Annotated in this window: 1 protein-coding gene; it reads right to left on the bottom strand. The window is 70.7% G+C overall.

Annotation, left to right across the window (positions count from 1 at the left end):
• A partial coding sequence (locus KZZ06_RS21255) for an MFS transporter (protein ID WP_219581924.1) occupies window positions 1–263 on the bottom strand: 263 nt, incomplete at both ends.

A 263-nucleotide genomic window follows, 5' to 3' on the forward strand; every position in this document is an offset into this window, starting at 1 on the left:
GCGGATGCCCTTGCGGACCAGGGCGCGGCGCTCCTTCTTGGCCGCGTCGCTGTCCTCGATCAGCCAGTACATCAGCCCGAGGGCGATCACGCCCACCGGCCCGTTGATCAGGAAGCACCAGTGCCAGGAAGCGTTGTCGGAGAGCCAGCCGCCGAGCGTCGGGCCGATCACCGGCGCCACCACGATGGCGACCCCGTAGAGCGCGAAGGCCTGGCCGCGCTTCGCCGGCGGGAAGGAATCGGCCAGGATCGACTGCGCGAGCG

The sequence above is a fragment of the Sulfitobacter sp. CW3 genome (genome assembly GCF_019392245.1).
In the GTDB taxonomy this organism is placed as follows: domain Bacteria; phylum Pseudomonadota; class Alphaproteobacteria; order Rhodobacterales; family Rhodobacteraceae; genus Sulfitobacter.